Here is a 16,966-nt window from a genome sequence, read left to right on the forward strand (position 1 = left end):
ATCAGAAATCCTCCAGCATCAGGTCGTCATCATTACCGGAAGCGAAGGGATCTTCAACGATCTGGCCGTCATTTACGAGAAATTCACGGCGCTGGAGGTAGGCATTACGGAGGAAAATATAGTTATCCCCCGATATGAAGCCTTCTGCCGGGATCAGGTCAGCACGTTTGTCGACAATCTGCAGGGCCCGGGCGTAATAAACCTCCGGGGATTCCGCCAGGTTCCACAGCGAGGGCATCACAAACCCGTCGGTGGCCAGGCCGGTAAAGTCCCGTGGCGTGGACGGCCCGAGCAACGGCAACATCAGGTAGGGCCCCGAGTCCAGCCCCCAGTACCCCAGGGTCTGGCCGAAATCCTCCGGCTGCTCCGGCAACTCGAACGCGGTCGCCACATCAATCAGTCCGCCGAGCCCGAACACCGTGTTATAGGTGAACCGCCCTGCGGCAACTACCGCCGACTCACCTTTCAGTTGCAGCAGGCTGTTGGTGAAGTTGCGCAGTTCCGACAGGTTATTGAAAAAGTTGGTCACCGCCTTATCGGCAAAACCCGGCATGACGGCGCGATAACTCCTGGCGACGGGCTTGAGAAACCAGCGGTCGATAAATTCGTTAAACCCGAACACCTTGCGGTTCCAGTTCTCGTAGGGGTCTTCCACCGAGGTGGGAGCAGCCGCCACCGGGAACGGCTCTGCCCCTGAAACAGGTTCACTGGATTGCCCGAACGCCATACCGGTCCAGAGCAGCAGAAAAGCAACAACCGCCAGGACAGCGGCGTGCGGGGATCTGTGAGTCATTATCAGGCCTGAGGTTGTGTTATCAGTTTCTATTCGTCGAAAATAGCGGAGCCCGCTCAGGGTCTGGAATAATTGTTGTTAATAACCCACTGTTTGAGGAACCCGCATGTCCGTACCCGGGAATCTGGTCCATAGTATAACGATGCCGCTCCGCTGGGGCGACATGGATGCATACGGCCACGCCAACAATACGGTTTATTTCCGTTTCTTCGAGGAGGCCCGGATTGTCTGGCTGAGCTCCCTGGAGCTGGGCGCGAAGGACGAACCCACCGGGCCGGTCATCATCAAGACCAGCGCAACCTTCCTGAAAGAACTGGCCCATCCTGCGACGGTGGAAGTGAAGACCTATGCGGACAAGGCCGGCAACACCAGCCTCGACACCTATCACACCCTGACGGACGTGGACACCGGGGAGCTCTATGCCGAGGGATACGCCAAGATCGTCTGGTTTGACCGCGGCAGCCGTACCTCCACCCGCCTGCCAGACAAACTGCGCGCCCTGGCAACCGGGTGAGGCAACAGCAAGGGCCCTATCGGCGGCGCACGACCACGCTGCCGATGGAGTAACCGGCACCGAACGAGCAGATAACGCCCAGATCACCGGATACCAGGTCAGCCTTGTGCTTGTGGAAGGCGATGATCGAACCGGCCGAAGAAGTGTTGGCGTATTCGTCCAGAATCACCGGGGCTTCGTCTTCTGTCGCATCCCGCCCCAGAACCTTGCGGGCAATGAGCTGGTTCATGTTGAGGTTGGCCTGGTGCAGCCACATACGACGCACGTTGTCCGGTGCCAGGGAGAGACTCTCAAGATGCCCCTGAATGGTCTCGGCCACCATCGGTGAGACTTCCTTGAACACCTTGCGGCCCTGCTGGATAAACAACTTGTCGGGTTGACCGATGCCGCTTTCATCCGCCCGGTTGAGGAAGCCGAAGTTATTGCGGATGTTGTTGGAGAAAGTGGTTTTGAGGCGGGTGCCCAGGATATCAAAGCCCTGACCGGCGCCGACATTCTCTTCCCGCTCCACCAGAATGGCGGTGCAGGCGTCACCGAAAATAAAGTGGCTGTCACGGTCGCGGAAGTTGAGGTGACCGGAACAGATTTCCGGGCTTACCACCAGCACCGCCCGTGCCGAACCGTTCTCGACGGAGTTGACTGCCGCCTGAAGGCCGAACGTCGCCGAGCTGCAGGCCACATTCATATCGTAGGCAAAGCCGTCGATACCCAGCGCCTGCTGCACCTCGATGGAAATGGCCGGGTAAGCCCGCTGCAAGTTCGAACAGGCAACGATAACCGCATCCACGTCGGCAGCGGTCTTGCCAGCCTGGGCCAGGGCCTCGTTACAGGCCACAACCGCCATATCACACTGCACCGACGGCTCGTCGTTACTGCGCTCGGGAATGTGGGGGCACATGCGTTGCGGGTCAAGGATACCTTCCCGGTCGATCACGTGGCGGCGCTTGATCCCCGAGGCTTTTTCAATGAACGCGGAGGAAGATGGCTGCAAGGGCGCCAGCTCGCCAGCGGCAATGGCCTCGGCATGCTCGTTGTTATAAAGCTCGACAAAGGCATTGAACGCCTCCACCAGCTCGTCGTTGTCGATGGTTGCAGGCGGAGTGTACAGTCCGGTTCCGCTAATGACGGCTTTAATCACGCTAACCCCACGTCATGGTCGTTAAAATCAGAAATGCTGCAGGAATACTAACACATTATCCGGTTTGTGCCTGTGCCGCCCCGACTGCGTCGCTCAGCCCTCACGGCCAGATTATACCCGCACCTTTTCCCACTGCCGGTCAAGCCGCTGCACCGAAACCGGCACCGCTGTGCCTAACTGCTGGGCAAAGAAGGACACGCGGAATTCCTCGAGCATCCAGCGGTAGCTGACCAGCTCGGGGTCCCGCACACCCTGGCGCTGCTGCTCGTCTCTCTTGCGGGCATAGCGCGACCATAAAGGTTCGATAGTGTGGAGAAATTCCCGCTCGCGACCCAGCTCCCGAGGCATCTTCTCGAGACGGATGGCCGCCGCCTCGAAATAACGGCCGAAGTGCTCAAGCCACTCCGGCAGTGTTGCCACCAGGAACCCGGGGTAAACCAGGTTTTCCAGCTGGAACTTGAGGTCGGCCATACTGTTGGCCAGCGCCAGGTTAATCTTCCCCTTGAGTTGCTTCATGATGCGGTGATAACCCTGCATCGCCTCAAAAAGCCGCTGGTCAGCCGCCTCCAGGGCAGCAATAAAATCACCCCTGCCCTGCTGAAACAGGGTCTCGAAGTCCTCCGCCGAACGCGGCAACGGACCCGGGGCGAAATGCTGCATGGCGGTGGCCAGTAACAGGTCGTCCAGCAACACCCGGGCCTGCCCCATCGGGGCAAACAACAAGCCCGACGACTTGAACCGCGGCAACCGGCGCTCAATATCCTCCAGCACGTTGCCCAGCCGGTTCAGTGCCAGCCGCCCGACGCCCCGGCGGGTTGATTCGTCCGCCGTGACCCGGTCCAGGAAACGGGAGACCCGGACCTTGTCACCCAGATCTTCCAGCCCCGGGTAGACCGTCACCTGCATGCCCGCCTTTTCGGTGCGAACCGATTCCTCAAGGGTGCCGAACTGCCAGTCGCGATACTCCGCGGGCGAACTGCCTTTCTTTTCTTTCCGGGTGGCGCTGGACAACGCCTCCTCGGCCCGTCCCTCCAGCTTGTGCTGCAGGCTGTCGATTTCGCGGCCTTCGCCAATCACCTTGCCGGCATCGTCAATCACCCGGAGATTCATTCGCAGGTGGCGCGGCAACTCCTCATCCGGCCAGGCCTGCGGATCAATCTGCACACCGGTCATGCGGCGCAACTGGGCTGCCAGGCTGACCGTCAGCGGTTCGTTACCCGGCGTCATGCTGGCGAGCGCCGCATCGACGAAATCCGGAACCGGTACAAAGTTGCGACGCAGGGATTTGGGCAGCCCTTTCACCAGCGCAATGCATTTTTCCCGCAGCAGGCCGGGCACCAGCCATTCCAGCCGCCGCGCCGGCAACTGGCGCAGCGCCATCAGCGGGACTTTCAGGGTGACGCCGTCATCCTCTTCGGTAGGCTCGAACTGGTAACTGAGGGGATAACGCACCCCCTCCCACTCCAGATAGTCCGGATACAGCCCGGCCGCCCCGGCGTCCGCCGGACGCTGCAGGATATCGGCTTCGGTCAGTTCCATGGCCCGCAGCTGTTCGGCGCTGAGGCCCTTCCACCAGCTCTCGAAATGTCGACCGCTGACAATATCCGCCGGCAAACGCTGATCGTAGAACTCAACCAGGGCCTCATCCTCAACCAGCAAGTCCCGGCGCCGGGTCTTGCGTTCCAGGTTCTCGACGGTATCCAGCAGTTCCTGGTTACGGGCGATGAACGGTGCCTTGGTCCGGTAATCGCCTTCCACCAGGGCACGACGGATGAACAGCAGGCGGGACTCCACCGGATCCACCTTGGCGTAGGGAATGCGTCGGCGCGGAATCACGTCCAGACCGTAGAGGGTCACTTTTTCATACCCCATCACCTGGGCGCGTTTCTGCTCCCAGTGGGGTTCGAAATAATGACGCTTCACCACATGTCCAGCCAGGGGCTCGATCCATTCCGGCTCGATCCGGGCCACCATCCGGGCAAAGACCCGGCTGGTCTCGACAATCTCTGCCGCCACCAGCCACTTCGGCCCACTCCTGGCAACCTTCGAGCCGGGAAAGATCATTACCTTGCGGTTACGGGTGGCAAGGTATTCCCGCTTCTCCACTTTCACCGCCACCTGCCCCAGCAAACCGGCCAGTATGGCTTTATGCAGGCTGTCATAGGTGGCGGGCTCCCGGTTGAGTGCCAGTTTCTGCTCCCGGCAGATCACCGCGAGCTGGCGGTGGATATCCCGCCACTCCCGCATCCGCATCCAGGACAGGAAGCTCTTCTGGCACAGCTTCTTGAGCTGGTTCTGGGACAGCTCCTGCCGCTGCTCCTCGTACCAGTTCCAGATATTCAGCAGGGTGGCAAAGTCCGATTCCTTGTCGTTGAACGGGGCGTGGGCCTGATCCGCAGCCTGTTGCTTGTCCTGGGGACGGTCGCGGGGATCCTGGACACTGAGACCGGCAATGATCACCAGGGTCTCCGCCAGACTGCCCTGGTCTGCAGCGGTAACCAGCATCCGGGCAAGTCGGGGGTCCAGTGGCAGCCGTGCCATGGTCCGACCGAGCGGGGTGACCTTGCGCCGGTCGTCCACGGCGCTGAGCTCCTCCAGCAGCTTGTAGCCGTCATTGATCAGCCGGCTGTCGGGCGCCTCGAGAAACGGAAAATGACGGATCTCCCCCAACCCGGAGGTAGCCATCTGCAGAATGACGGAGGCCAGGTTGGTACGGAGGATTTCGGGATCAGTGAATTCCGGCCGGTTAAGGTAGTCGGATTCGTCGTACAACCGGAAGCAGATCCCCGGTGCCACCCGGCCACAACGCCCCGCGCGCTGGTTGGCACTGGCCTGGGAGACCGGCTCTATGGGCAGGCGCTGGATCTTCGAGCGCACGCTGTAGCGACTTATGCGGGCCACGCCCGTATCGATGACATAGCGGATGCCCGGCACCGTAAGGGAGGTTTCCGCCACGTTGGTGGACAGCACAATGCGGCGGCCGCGATGGGACTGGAAAACCCGGTTCTGTTCCTGGTTACTCAACCTGGAGTACAGGGGCAGCACCTCGGTGTGCTGCAACTCGGCATGGCGCAGGGTCTTGCTCAGGTTACGGATTTCCCGCTCCCCGGGCAGGAACACCAGTACATCTCCGGGAGGCTGCTTGTTGGCCCGCTCGTGGGCCACAATCTCATCCAGGGCAGCCAGTACCCCGTCGTTCCAGCCCTGATCGCGATCATCCTCATCCCCGGTGAGCGGCCGATAACACACCTCGACCGGATAGGTCCTGCCGCTCACCTCAATAACCGGCGCATTGCCGAAGAACTGACTGAACCGCTCCACCTCGATGGTGGCGGAAGTAATGATCACTTTCAGGTCCGGCCGCCTGGGCAGTAACTGCTTCAGGTAACCCATCAGGAAGTCGATGTTGAGGCTGCGCTCATGGGCCTCGTCAATGATCAGCGTGTCGTACTTGTCGAGAAAGCGGTCATGCTGAATCTCCGCCAGCAGGATGCCGTCGGTCATGACCTTCAGCCGCGTCTGGGGCGACGTGGTGTCGGTGAAGCGAACCTGATAACCCACCTGCTGCCCGGTTTGCTCACCGAGCTCCTCGGCAATACGGGATGCCACGCTGCGGGCGGCAATCCGCCGGGGCTGGGTATGGCCGATCAGGCCCCGGATGCCCCGCCCGTTGTTCAGGCAAATCTTCGGAATCTGGGTGGTTTTACCGGAGCCGGTCTCGCCGGCGATGATCACCACCTGGTGCTCGGTCAACGCCCGGGTGATGTCCTCCACCCGGCCGGACACCGGCAGCCCGTCAGGAAAACTGGCCGGGCGGTGAAGAGCCAGGCGGTCCCGCACGGTTGCAAGACCACGCTCAAGCCACCCGCCGATCTGCTCCAGATCACGGGTGCCCGGGCGTCCCTTACGGCTGGCAATGCGCTTGCGAATCCGTGCCGCTTCGAGCTGGTTGCAGGCATCGAGCTGCTCGATGATCGCTGCGACGGCAGCTTGAGGATCCGATAGCGAGGTTGTTTTGTCCGCGGGAGTATCCGTCATTGCTAGGCTTTACCGTTGATGTTCGACCGGTCCGGTTCAGTGGCTTGTCTTCAGGGTGAGCCAGTCTAACGGGATCCATCCGGTCTTGAAACGAAAAAACCCCGCCGGAGCAGGGTCTGTTCTGCAACCGCCAGAGCCGTTCACCGGCCCTGGCAATCGATTTTACTGGTTGGCGGCTTCGTCGCGCAGCTCGCGGCGGAGGATTTTGCCAACGTTGGTTTTTGGCAGCTCTTCGCGGAACTCAAACAGCTTGGGCACCTTGTAAGCGGTCAGCCGCTCGCGACAGAACTCTTTCAGCTCATTCTCCGTCAGGTCCGCGGACTTGGGCACCAGGTATACCTTGACCGCTTCGCCACTCTTGGCATCGGGCACCCCAACCGCTGCGCACTCGACCACTTTCGGGTGGCTGGTAACCACGTCTTCAATTTCGTTGGGGAACACGTTAAAGCCGGACACAATGATCATGTCCTTCTTACGGTCCACGATACGGATATAGCCGTCTTCCTGGATCAGTGCGACGTCACCGGTCTTGATAAAGCCATCGTCGGTAAAGGACTTCTGAGTATCCTCCGGGCGCTGCCAGTAACCGCGCATTACCTGCGGCCCTTTCACACACAGTTCGCCCGGCTCGCCGAGCGGTGTCTCGTTGCCGTCGTCATCAATGGTCTTGACCACCGTGGACGGAATTGGCAAACCAATGGTACCCAGCTGGATAGCACTGTGGGGGTTAAAGGTGACCACCGGCGAGGTTTCGGTCATACCGTAGCCTTCGCTGATCTCACAGCCCGTCACCCGCTGCCACATTTTCGCGGTATCACTGGTCAGCGCCATACCACCGGACGCCGTCAGTTTGAGCGCGCTGAAGTCCAGACCCTGGAAATCTTCGTTGTTGCACAAGGCAACAAACAGGGTGTTCAGGCCAATAAAGGCGGTGAACTTGTGGTTTTTCAGTTCCTTGACGAAGCCCGGGATATCCCGCGGGTTCGGGATCAACACGTTATGGGCGCCCGCTTCCAGCATGATGCCGCAGTTCAGGGTGAATGAGTAAATGTGGTAAAGCGGCAGCGGAGCCACCACGATTTCCTTACCCTCTTCCACCTGGTCTTCCATCATCGGACGCACCTGCAGCAGGTTGGCCACCAGGTTGCCGTGCGTCAGCATGGCACCCTTGGCCACGCCGGTGGTACCGCCGGTGTACTGCAACACAGCCAGGTCGTCCAGTTTGCTTTCAACGGGTGTGAACGTCTCACGGGCGCCGGCGCTGAGCACCGCAGGCAACTTGTGAGCGCCGGGGATCTTGTACGGGGGAACCATTTTCTTGAGGTGCTTGACCGCAGCGTTCATCAGGGTACGCTTCAGCGGTGAGTGCATGTCGGCGATTTCGGTGATGATGACATGCTCAATGCCGGTATTGGGAACCACCTTTTCCGCGTTCTCCGCCATATTGGCCAGCACCACCAGGGCCTTGGCACCGGAATCATTGAACTGGTGCTCCATTTCGCGGGTGGTGTAGAGCGGGTTGGTGTTCACCACAATCAGGCCGGCGCGCATCGCACCAAAGACAATCACAGGGTACTGGGTGAGGTTCGGCATCTGCACGGCAATACGGTCGCCGGGCTTGAGGTCGGTCTTGTTCTGCAGCCATGCCGCAAAGTTACGGCTCTGAGTATCCAGGTCACGGTAGGTGAGCGTTACGCCAACAGCACTGAATGCCGGCCGGTCCGCGTGCTTCTTAACGGCCTGCTCGAGGACATCAACCATGCTCTTGTACTTGTTCAGATCCACCTCACGGGGGACACCGGCAGGGTATTTATCCTGATAGAACTGCTCAAAATCCATCACCATCTCCTGATTGGCACTTGTGATTGTAGTGATTCACCAATGCCAGACTGATCAAAAAATCAACCCGACAAAAGTATCAGCCCAAAAAATGAGGGGAGAGAATAGCAGTTTTGTTAACGATGAGGTAGCTTTCAGCAACACACTTCAGACACTCTCCCACGCCGACGGCGCATAAAGGAAAAATCATGGTTCAGGCCCAGGAAACACTGCAAAACATCACCTATGACGAACTCCAGGAAGGCGCTACCGCAAGCTACTCGCGTACCCTGACCGAAGACGAACTGGTCCTGTTTGCCGCGGTTTCCGGCGACGTCAACCCGGTGCACCTGGATGCCGGTTTTGCCGCTGACTCCATGTTCAAGGAGCGCATCGCCCACGGCATGTGGAGCGGCTCCCTGATTTCTGCAGCACTTGCCACTGTGCTGCCGGGACCGGGCACCATTTACCTGGAGCAGAGCCTTTCGTTCAAGCGGCCCGTGAAACTGAACGACACCCTGACCGTCAACCTGACAGTGCTTCGCAAGGAGCCCAAGGGGCGAGTCGTCGTCGCTTGTGAGGTACGTAACCAGAACGACCAGCAGGTGGTTGAGGGGGAAGCCAAGGTAATTGCCCCGAGCCAGAAACTCACACTGGAAAAACCCCGCCTGCCGAAAATCACCATCGAATACTGATGGCCTGAAAAGACAGCCTAACCGGGCAGAAAATCGATCGGGAACCGCACCCGGCGGGATTCGACATTCTCTGCCCCGAAATTGAACAGACGCACCCGACTGGCGAGCCGGCTTTCCAGGGCGGGATTATCCAGCTCCGAGCTCACCACCTCACAATGGGAAACGCTGCCGTCAGGCTCGATCACCAGTTCCAGCAAAACTTTGCCTTCCAGGCCCGGGTCCTGCCTCAGCTCACGCCGATAGATCGTATACAGCGCCGTTTTCTGGGCGTCGAACACCTTACGGATATTGGTCATGCCCCGTTCCGCCGGCCCCTTGCGCGCCGCAGGCGAAGGTTTCGCCCGGGCAACAGCCGCGGTTTGCGCGGTGGGTGCCGATGCAACCTCCCTCACCGTATGCCCGGCCACGGCTACCTCATGGACGGGGCCTGACGTTTCGGTGATGCCGCCGCTTCCGGCGAGGACTTCCACAGGATTCGTGCCGGCTTGCGACTCGACGTCTGCCGTGGTCACGTTGGCAGCTAACCGGGCGTGTTCCACCGCCGGCACGGCGTCCCGTATTTTTGCCAGTTCACTGCGCAGCCCGAGCAACCCGGACCGGCTGGCCACCGCCCTGGCCTGCTCGACCGTCTGCGACGGCGCCACCGGTTCCGGCGCAGGTTTCGCGGGGGCAGGTTCCGGGCGCGGCATCGCAACCTCGGGTACCGACTCAGGCTGAGGGCTAACCTCCGGAACCGGCTCTGGCGCCGGTGGCGGCGGGCTGACGGCTTCGGCAGGCGGGACCGCCTTGCGTTCCACCAACCGCGCCAACTGTGGCGGTATCGCCTCCGCCTCGGCGCGGTCGCGCTGCGGGAGTTCAATCCACGGGATCCAGACCGCCGGCGCCAGTGCCACCAGTAACAGCGCGACCAATATCCGGCGGAACAGGCGGCGCTCCCCTTCATCCCCGGACCAGGGCAAACGACCGGCCGGTTGCAGAACCTCAGCCATTGCCGACCTCCCCGGGCGATTCAACCGCCAGCCTCACCTGGCGGTAGTCCTGATCGACACAGCTCTGCATCACCTTGCGCAGGAGCCGGTAATCGGTATCGCGACCGGCAAGAATGGTCACCTCGAACCCTGCACCGGGCGCTTCGCCCCGGCGCTCGCGGCGAAGCGCCAGCTCCCCGGACAAGCCCGGGATAGTCGGGCCGGCGGAGAGAAACTCTTCCGCCCCGGCAACCACCCGACCCTGGACCAGAATAGCGTCTGCCGTCACCTGAACGGTGAGGCTGTCGACCGCCTGCTGGCCGGCAGTAGACACCGGGAGATCCACATCGGGAGTGCTCTGCAGCACTTTCACATCGGACGAATTAACCATCAGAAAGAACACCAGAATGGTGAAAATGTCCATCAGGGAAACCAGGTTCAGGCCACCCGCCCGATGCATCCGGGAGTAGTGCCGCTGGATTCTGCGGGCACGGCGGGAGGTTTTCATACGCCCTCCCCGGCCCGGGCCAGATCCACCGTCGGGCCCGCTGTCGCATTCCCCAGGGAGACATCCGGGAACAACTCGGCCTGCACGACGCTCGCCGCGACCACCGCCGGATAGGAGCGGACGGTATCCATGGTCGTTACCAGGGTCTGGTAATCAATCTCTTCAGCCACCTCCAGGAGAATGTCGGTTTTCTCCGGCACCTGCTGCTTGATCTGCTTGAGGGTTTCCCGCAGGCCAGCAAAATCCTGCAGGCCTTCGACGGGCGGCAGTGACCGGATCACCCCCCGTTCGCTGGTGGCAACGGTCAGCCCGGATGGCCGCAGCGTGACCACCAGCTGCAACTCTTCTGCGCTCGTCCCCTTGCCGCTTTCCATGCCGGGAAAATTCAGTTCTATCATCCGGATCTGGCTGAACACCATGCCAAGCAACAGAACCGGCACCAACACGATCATCAGATTCATGAAGGCGGTGATATCCAGCTCCGGCTGGCTGTGCTGCCTGCGATGCCTGCGTCTCATAGCCCCCTCCTCACTCAGGCCAGACGTTAACCGGGGGCCTGATCGGCAACCAGGTTCAGCAACTTGACGCCGGCCATCTCGAAACTGTCCACAATCTCGTTGGTGCGGGTCTGCAACAGGGCATGGAACATCAGCAGCGGGATGGCGGACATCAGTCCAAAGGCAGTGGTATTCATGGCCACCGAAATACTGCCGGACAGCAGGCTGGCTTTCTGGGAAGGATCTGCGGCCGCCACCGCGGTGAAGGCGGCAATCAGGCCGATAATGGTTCCCAGCAGCCCCAGCAAAGTAGAGATGTTTGCCAGGGTGGCGAGATACTGGGTGCGCTTTTCCAGTCGCGGCAACACCTCCATCAGGCCCTCTTCCATGGCATACTCGATATCTTCCCGGCGCCGGTTATTGAGTAACCGCGCAATCCCCGCACCGATCACCCCGGCAATCGCACTGTCTGAGCCATTGGCGGCCTTCATGGCCCGCTGATAGTCCCGCTGCTGGAGCGCCGGCAGAATGCCCCGCTCGAACGCCAGCCGGTTACGACGCCGCACCGCCCCCAGGTAAATGAATCGTTCGAGCGCAATCGCCAGGCCCAGTACAAGCACTACGGCAATCGGATACATGAAGGGGCCGCCTTCCTGAAAAAAACGTACAACGGTTTCCAGCATAACCAGTCTCCCTAGGGAATGGGCGTCAACGAATCCAGTTGCGGATTCAGTGTCTGTCGGAAGACCCGGTGCCGCTCAAGGGCGATCGGGTCCAGAGGTTCGGATAGATCGGCCGCTTCGCCGTCCAGGGGTTCCGCGGACTTCGCCGGCAAGGTCGGCGGCTGCCAGGGCAGGATGTACAGCACCCGGGGGTCGTCGTCCTCGCTGACCGGTGAGATACCCTCGACCGTCAGCGCAACCGGCGCTTCCGTTGCGTCGTCGGGCCGCGAGCTCTGCGCTGCAGGCTCCGCAGCCACAAGCGGGTGTACCAGCAGGCCAAGAATCCACCCTGCAACCGGCAACCAGCCCTTGCAGGCGATCCGCCGTTTGGTCGCCGGTGCCGGCGTCACCATGACAATTCCAGCCATCAGTCTGCCCTGCGCTCAAGGTCCCGGATCCAGCCGGCGACCGCTTCCGACTCCGCTCCGGCGAGTTGCCGGTAGCGACGGTAGTGCCGTAGGGCTGCGGGATAATCCAACAGGTAGATCTCGCTGAGCACAGCAAGGTTGTAATGCAAGCGGGGATCGTCCGCGCCCCGGTCGATTGCCGCCTGCAGCAAGTCGCGGGCTGCCCGAAACCGCCCCTCTTCCCGCATCAGCAGTGCCAGGTTATTGACTGCCAGCGCCTCGGTTGGGTCCTGCTCGACCGCCTTCTGATACAGCACTCTGGCACTCGCTGTATCCCCCTGCTGCTGCATCACCCAGCCCAGCCGGGACGCCACCAGTGCGGAATCCGGGCGCTGCTCATGAAGCGGACGTAGCAGTTCAGCGGCCCGCGTCCAGTTATCCTGCGCCGCCGCCAGCCGGGCATTTTCCAGAACACTCTGCTGTGGCCCGCTGAGTGGCTGATGCGCAGCTGGGGCGGAGCGATGTTTTGGGGCGGGGGGAGCGCTTGCGCAGCCGGCAATCAGTACCGCCGCCAGCAACGTAAAAACAAAAATCCCTGCGCTGCGCGCCGGCCGGAAACCGCCGCGCCAATCCTGAATACTAGACATCGTTTTGCCCTCCCTGCTGTCGGGCCCCGGTGGCGGCGCTGGCGCCTTCAGTCGGGTGATCCGGGGCCGCTCCGCTGGTCTGAGGTTGCCAGGGCAGCCATTGCAGCTCCCGTGCATAGCGCCCCGGGAACAGGACTTCGAGGCGGGCCAGACTGCGGGCAATCCAGGGGTCAAAACGCCCCTCCGCCAGTTGCCGGTGATTGCGGGCGTGCAGGTCGATGGCGGTTTCCTCGAACGGGAAGGCTTCTTCCTCCAGCAGCAGATCATACTGCTCCAGCTCCAGCTCATTGAGTCCGACCGGCCGTTGGGAGGCCATCAAGTCCTGCGCCAGCGTGCGATACAGCTCCGCCTGGCGATACAGGGACTGGGACAACCACTGGCCATCGTCGAGCCGTGCCACCTGCTGGTAGCGGGAAAGCGCAGCCTGCATTGCGGCCTGTTTGCGGGCGAGCGATTGCGCCAGGGGAGCACTGATCGTTATGGCTTCGAAGTCCTGCCGCGCCGCATTGCCGAGTTCAATCGTCGCAGCCGCCGCCCAGGCCAGCGATTCGGCGGAATGCCAGGCACTGGCCAGTTCAGCTGCAACCAGCTGCTCGCGATGGACCGATGCATCCACACCCGATTCCAGCAAGCGCTGGCGCATCTGCTGCTGTTGCAGATGCTCGCCGGCCGACTGAGGGACACCAGCGACGGCGAGATAACCCGTGTACAACCCGTTACGGCGTTGGCTGTCACCACCCTCGTGGTAGAGCTCTGCCGCCTGCAACCGCCGGGGCCATGGGTCCGAATCACGGCCCGCCACTTCAACCAACTCATCCGCAGCGCGCAGTGGCTGGCCGGAAGACTGGTAGGCCAGGGCCAGCTTGTCACTGATGCCCGCCGCCAGCGGATGCTGGCCATAATCCTGGCGGAAGCGACGCAGTTCGGTAATGGCTGACTGCCAGCGCTGCGCCCCGAGCAGGGTGTTGGCCGCATCGTAGCGGCCGCGAATGGCAGTGTCCGACTCCGGCAGCACCGGCTCGATGCGCTGAAAATTCGCAACGGCGAGGTCGACGTCGCCCGCTATCGCGGCAACCTCGCCCTGGCGATAGATAGTGTCAGCCAGCCGCTGACGGATGCCCGCCTCGGTTGCCGGAGCCTGTTCCCCACCGGCTGCGCGGAAGGTGCTTTGCGTGCCCGTGCCCGTGCCAATACCGCTGCCCGCCACCAGCGCCAAAGCCTTGCGCCAGCCCTGTTCGGCTTCCGCATAGCGGGCAGCAGCCTGATTCGCCTGCGCCAGTACCAGCCAGCCACTGAGGGACGCCTCGTTGCTGGTGGATGGATGACGGACCACCGCGGTTGCATAGCGCCGGGCCTGATCGGACAGGCCGCCGGCGAGCGAGCGGTTGGCCATGTCAGCGAGTAATCCGGGTAACCGGTGATCTTCGGGGAATGCAGCGGCGAACCGGTCGGTCTCCGCAGCCACGGACGCCAGGTCCGCTGACAAGGCAACCTCACCGTCCAGACCCTGGCGCTGCAGGACGACCGCCGCCCAGCCCGCATCGGCGGCATGGCTGTAACTTCCGGAGCCATAGGCGGCATCCCGGTATGCTTGCAGGGCCTTGACAAAGGCACCGCCCTGCAGCCACGCATCGCCTGCCAGGCGCAGTTCCTCACCATTGTCAGCAAGCCGGTCAGCCAGTCCGCGGTAATAGCGGGCAGCCTGGGCAAATGCCTGCTGCTGGCCAGACTGCCCCTGTTGGTAACGGAATGCCGCCAGCTCCCGGGAGTAGTCCTGCCAACGCCGCTGGTCGCGATCAGTCAGCGCCGCATAGGATGCTTCATCCTGATAGGCCGCCACGAAATCCGCCTTGGCACTACGTTGCTCCTGCGGCTTACCCGCCAACCCCCAGACCTCCACCAGCTGGGCGCGGAAGGCCGCCACGTCCACCTCGGCCGGAGCAAGACCGACAAATTCCATAATGACCCGGGCGCTTTCCCGGTACCGCCCGGTCCCGGCGTAATAGTCCGCCAGGCGGTCATACACCATCCCGGCAAAGTCACCCGCGGGAGCATCGGCCAGCCATCCTGCCAGCGCCGGGCTGCCACCTGACCGGTCAGCCATCAGGGCCACCATCCGCAAGGCATCGTTAATCACATCCAGCGCTCCCGCAGGCACTTGCCGGAACCTCGCGGTGTGTTGATAGTACCTGCCCAGCACCTCCAGAAAACTCCCGGCCGCCCGTTGATAGGCAGCGGGGCCCTGCTGATACTGGCTCCAGGCGAGCATGTAGCGGGCCTTGTCGGTCAGCGCGGGGGCCGCGCCGGAATCGATCACCTGGCGATAGCCGAGCTCGGCGCCAGCATAATCACCCGCAGAATAGGCGCTTTCGGCGATCCGGAAACGGGCTTCCGCAACCAGCGGAGAGTCCGGATAAAGTCCGACCAGCTGGCGCAGCCGGGTGGTGGATTCTTCCGCCTGGCCGACAAAGGCGTGGGCCTTGGCCATCTGATAGAGCAATTCATCGAGCTTGCCTGCGTAGGAGCCACGCTGCAGGATTGCCTCGTAACTGTCGAGAACCTCCCGGTAGACCCGCTGCTCCTGCTGGTCGCTGAACCCTGCATCGTCCCCGGCAACCGCGCGGATATTGGCCAGCCGGTTGAGGGCGTCCACCCGCACTTCCGGGTCATCGGAGACATCAAACAGGCGTTGATAGCGTCGTGCCACCTCACGGGGGGAGATGGCAGGCATTGGCCGCGTCTCGAATTTGAGAAAAACGGGGCGCATATCACCAATCGTCTCGCCGTCTCCCAGCAGGTCGACCTGGAAACTGTCACTGGCGTGGGACGTCGAGGCGCCGCCAGTCAGTAATCCGCCGGTGATCAGCAGAAATGCCAGAGGGTGGCGAAAACCGCCAAACAACGATCTGGTCATTGCGTACCCCGCTCCAGGTTGCGCACCGCGAGGTGCTCATACAGATGGGCAATTTGCTGCTCGGTGCGATTCAGCGCATACACCATGCGTTGCTGCTGATCGTCGAGAAAAGCCAGCGCAACGCGATCCAGACTGGCTTCCGCGTTGGTGCGCAATCCGTTAACCCGGTCGGCCAGTTCACCAGCCTGGCGTGCCAGAGAGCCGGCAACCTCGTGCCAATGGTCAAACTGCGGTTGCCGACGGGCCATCCGGTCATCAATTGCTGCCAGTGCCGCGTTCAGGTCCGCAAGGGTTTGCCGGATACCCTCCAGAGCTTCCGGATTTCCGGACCGACTCTCGGCCAGCGCCTGGTAACGTCCAACCAGCAGGTTGTAGCGTTCCACCAGCGGACGTTGCCGGGTGGCCGGGCGGCCGGCAGCCTCCACCCCATTTGTCTCGGCGCCATCCGCAAGCGCCTTTTGGTAAACCGCCAGGTTGTGCCGGAATTCCGCAAGCTGGCTCGCCATATGATCAAGACTGGCGACACGCTGGACCGCCTGCTGGGCGGTCGCAGACTCGAGAAAACGCAGCAGATAGGCCATGCGGGGCTGGGTCAGAGTCCGGCTGTCCGCCAGAAACCACTCCACTTCGGACTGCCGGGCCGCCAGCACCAGCGCCCGATAGGCCCCCCTGTCGCGAATTTCATCCGCGAGAGTCCGGAGAGTAACCCGCTCGCTTTCATAGGCGGCATTGGCGGCAAGGAAGGACTCCCCGGCCTGACCGAGATAGCCGGACAGGTCATAACCCCGGGCCAGGGCTATCCAGGCCTCCGCAACTCCGGAGTAAGCGAGGGGGTATTTGGTTGCACGATGCCAGGACTGCATGGCAGCCCGGTAGTTCTTGCGGGCGGCATGGCAAAGCCCGTGGATATAAAGGGCGCGGGGGGTGATGTAATCGTCCAGCGGGATCCGTTCGAGAAAACGAATGGCCTTGTCGTATTCCCCATTGCGATAAGACAGGTAACCGGCACGCAACAGGATACGGGGGATCAGTTCTACCGCCCGGTCATCCTCCGGGGCTTCGCCGGCAAGCGCCAGGGCGACCCGCAGTGCGACCAGCGCGCGGACCGGATCACGGTCGGTCCGGCTGTAATCGGCCGCCAGGTTCAGATAGCCGAGGGCAGACCAGTAGCCCCCCGGCATCTGCGACAACAGCGCGCCGGCCCGATCAGCATGGCCCGCCACCCGTGCCTCCTCGGCCTGGCTGAACAGGTCCGCCTGACGGGCCTCCGGCCCGCCGCGTTTGCTACTGGCGGCGGCGGACACTGAGAACACACAAACCGCCAGCGTCAGCACTACCCGCAACCTTCTCACCCCCATCACGCGTAC

The 16,966-nt window shown here is 62.1% G+C and carries 14 protein-coding genes; 2 read left to right on the top strand and 12 right to left on the bottom strand.

The features are described 5' to 3' along the window. Position 1: 1 nt before the first annotated feature. The gene (locus CLH61_RS03535) at positions 2-793 is read right to left on the bottom strand and encodes an MlaA family lipoprotein (protein ID WP_170003580.1); all 792 of its coding nucleotides are present in this window, start codon (positions 791-793) and stop codon (positions 2-4) included. A gap of 106 nt (positions 794-899) precedes the next feature. Here CLH61_RS03535 and CLH61_RS03540 point away from each other — a divergent pair, with 106 nt between their 5' ends. After that, on the top strand, positions 900-1,307 hold the full coding sequence (locus CLH61_RS03540) for an acyl-CoA thioesterase (protein ID WP_099613343.1): 408 nt from the start codon (positions 900-902) through the stop codon (positions 1,305-1,307). A gap of 16 nt (positions 1,308-1,323) precedes the next feature. Here the strand turns inward: CLH61_RS03540 and CLH61_RS03545 are convergent, their stop codons facing one another. The 3 genes from CLH61_RS03545 to CLH61_RS03555 form a co-directional block, all read right to left on the bottom strand. Beyond that, on the bottom strand, positions 1,324-2,445 hold the full coding sequence (locus CLH61_RS03545; protein WP_099613344.1) for a beta-ketoacyl-ACP synthase III: 1,122 nt from the start codon (positions 2,443-2,445) through the stop codon (positions 1,324-1,326). Positions 2,446-2,556: 111 nt separating this feature from the next. Next, positions 2,557-6,483, bottom strand: a complete 3,927-nt coding sequence (gene hrpA, locus CLH61_RS03550) for an ATP-dependent RNA helicase HrpA (RefSeq protein ID WP_211289057.1) — start codon at positions 6,481-6,483, stop codon at positions 2,557-2,559. A 162-nt stretch (positions 6,484-6,645) separates the two neighbouring features. Further along, complete coding sequence (locus CLH61_RS03555; protein WP_099613345.1) at positions 6,646-8,322, bottom strand: long-chain fatty acid--CoA ligase; 1,677 nt, start codon at positions 8,320-8,322, stop codon at positions 6,646-6,648. 188 nt (positions 8,323-8,510) lie between these two features. Here CLH61_RS03555 and CLH61_RS03560 point away from each other — a divergent pair, with 188 nt between their 5' ends. Beyond that, a complete protein-coding gene (locus tag CLH61_RS03560) occupies positions 8,511-8,996 on the top strand; it encodes a MaoC/PaaZ C-terminal domain-containing protein (protein ID WP_099613346.1) in 486 nt (161 codons plus the stop codon). Between the two features lie 17 nt (positions 8,997-9,013). Here the strand turns inward: CLH61_RS03560 and CLH61_RS03565 are convergent, their stop codons facing one another. Genes CLH61_RS03565 through CLH61_RS03600 form a run of 8 tightly spaced genes read right to left on the bottom strand, consistent with a single transcriptional unit; the run spans position 9,014 to position 16,960 of the window. Continuing rightward, positions 9,014-9,985 (bottom strand): AgmX/PglI C-terminal domain-containing protein, encoded by a 972-nt coding sequence (locus CLH61_RS03565; protein WP_099613347.1) that lies wholly within the window; start codon positions 9,983-9,985, stop codon positions 9,014-9,016. Then, the gene (locus CLH61_RS03570) at positions 9,978-10,472 is read right to left on the bottom strand and encodes an ExbD/TolR family protein (RefSeq protein ID WP_099613348.1); all 495 of its coding nucleotides are present in this window, start codon (positions 10,470-10,472) and stop codon (positions 9,978-9,980) included. The genes CLH61_RS03565 and CLH61_RS03570 overlap by 8 nt, the downstream gene beginning before the upstream one ends. After that, the gene (locus CLH61_RS03575) at positions 10,469-10,990 is read right to left on the bottom strand and encodes a biopolymer transporter ExbD (RefSeq protein ID WP_099613349.1); all 522 of its coding nucleotides are present in this window, start codon (positions 10,988-10,990) and stop codon (positions 10,469-10,471) included. The genes CLH61_RS03570 and CLH61_RS03575 overlap by 4 nt, the downstream gene beginning before the upstream one ends. Positions 10,991-11,016: 26 nt before the next feature. Further along, positions 11,017-11,652, bottom strand: coding sequence for a MotA/TolQ/ExbB proton channel family protein (locus tag CLH61_RS03580; RefSeq protein ID WP_099613350.1), 636 nt, complete (start codon positions 11,650-11,652; stop codon positions 11,017-11,019). 11 nt (positions 11,653-11,663) lie between these two features. After that, positions 11,664-12,059, bottom strand: a complete 396-nt coding sequence (locus tag CLH61_RS03585) for a hypothetical protein (protein WP_099613351.1) — start codon at positions 12,057-12,059, stop codon at positions 11,664-11,666. After that, positions 12,059-12,685, bottom strand: a complete 627-nt coding sequence (locus CLH61_RS03590) for a tetratricopeptide repeat protein (RefSeq protein WP_170003583.1) — start codon at positions 12,683-12,685, stop codon at positions 12,059-12,061. Before CLH61_RS03590 ends, CLH61_RS03585 begins: the two co-directional genes overlap by 1 nt. After that, positions 12,678-15,599, bottom strand: a complete 2,922-nt coding sequence (locus tag CLH61_RS03595; RefSeq protein ID WP_211289058.1) for a tol-pal system YbgF family protein — start codon at positions 15,597-15,599, stop codon at positions 12,678-12,680. Before CLH61_RS03595 ends, CLH61_RS03590 begins: the two co-directional genes overlap by 8 nt. Beyond that, on the bottom strand, positions 15,596-16,960 hold the full coding sequence (locus CLH61_RS03600) for a tetratricopeptide repeat protein (protein WP_143752064.1): 1,365 nt from the start codon (positions 16,958-16,960) through the stop codon (positions 15,596-15,598). Before CLH61_RS03600 ends, CLH61_RS03595 begins: the two co-directional genes overlap by 4 nt. Positions 16,961-16,966: the final 6 nt, after the last annotated feature.

Origin of the sequence: Marinobacter profundi (assembly GCF_002744715.1) — a bacterium.
GTDB classification, from domain to species: domain Bacteria; phylum Pseudomonadota; class Gammaproteobacteria; order Pseudomonadales; family Oleiphilaceae; genus Marinobacter; species Marinobacter profundi.

Bases quoted from the DNA above. Each gene is read 5' to 3' on its own strand.
- CLH61_RS03535 (WP_170003580.1), bottom strand. From the start codon at position 793: ATGACTCACAGATCCCCGCACGCCGCTGTCCTGGCGGTTGTTGCTTTT.
- CLH61_RS03540 (WP_099613343.1), top strand. From the start codon at position 900: ATGTCCGTACCCGGGAATCTGGTCCATAGTATAACGATGCCGCTCCGC.
- hrpA (WP_211289057.1), bottom strand. From the start codon at position 6,483: ATGACGGATACTCCCGCGGACAAAACAACCTCGCTATCGGATCCTCAA.
- CLH61_RS03555 (WP_099613345.1), bottom strand. From the start codon at position 8,322: ATGGATTTTGAGCAGTTCTATCAGGATAAATACCCTGCCGGTGTCCCC.
- CLH61_RS03560 (WP_099613346.1), top strand. From the start codon at position 8,511: ATGGTTCAGGCCCAGGAAACACTGCAAAACATCACCTATGACGAACTC.
- CLH61_RS03565 (WP_099613347.1), bottom strand. From the start codon at position 9,985: ATGGCTGAGGTTCTGCAACCGGCCGGTCGTTTGCCCTGGTCCGGGGAT.
- CLH61_RS03570 (WP_099613348.1), bottom strand. From the start codon at position 10,472: ATGAAAACCTCCCGCCGTGCCCGCAGAATCCAGCGGCACTACTCCCGG.
- CLH61_RS03575 (WP_099613349.1), bottom strand. From the start codon at position 10,990: ATGAGACGCAGGCATCGCAGGCAGCACAGCCAGCCGGAGCTGGATATC.
- CLH61_RS03580 (WP_099613350.1), bottom strand. From the start codon at position 11,652: ATGCTGGAAACCGTTGTACGTTTTTTTCAGGAAGGCGGCCCCTTCATG.
- CLH61_RS03585 (WP_099613351.1), bottom strand. From the start codon at position 12,059: ATGGCTGGAATTGTCATGGTGACGCCGGCACCGGCGACCAAACGGCGG.
- CLH61_RS03590 (WP_170003583.1), bottom strand. From the start codon at position 12,685: ATGTCTAGTATTCAGGATTGGCGCGGCGGTTTCCGGCCGGCGCGCAGC.
- CLH61_RS03595 (WP_211289058.1), bottom strand. From the start codon at position 15,599: ATGACCAGATCGTTGTTTGGCGGTTTTCGCCACCCTCTGGCATTTCTG.